This window comes from Chryseobacterium sp. CH25 (assembly GCF_004119455.1).
In the GTDB taxonomy this organism is placed as follows: domain Bacteria; phylum Bacteroidota; class Bacteroidia; order Flavobacteriales; family Weeksellaceae; genus Chryseobacterium.
The window spans coordinates 1-270 of the sequence record NZ_NRQT01000078.1; the positions used below are offsets into that span (position 1 = coordinate 1).

Here is a 270-nt window from a genome sequence, read left to right on the forward strand (position 1 = left end):
GTCTGCATAGAGGCTCTGCTGCCTCCAGCCACAACTCCTGTGATGATCACTCTCCCCAAAACATCATATTTTGTAAATAACCATTTGTCTGTGGGTCTCATTTTGGCATCCTGACTGAAAACAAGCCTGTCTGCTTTGTCATACACCATATACTCCCAACCTTTGCCGGGTAGTTTCTTTTCTACCAGCCTGCCTCTTCCGTCATAACGGTACTGATAGCACAAATCATCAAGAAGTACATCGGTAATAGGCTGCTGAACGGCAGTGGGA

Annotated in this window: 1 protein-coding gene; it reads right to left on the minus strand. The window is 46.3% G+C overall.

Annotation, left to right across the window (positions count from 1 at the left end):
• Nucleotides 1-270 (minus strand): hypothetical protein (locus BOQ64_RS22820; protein WP_164975882.1); only part of this gene is annotated, 270 nt, incomplete at both ends.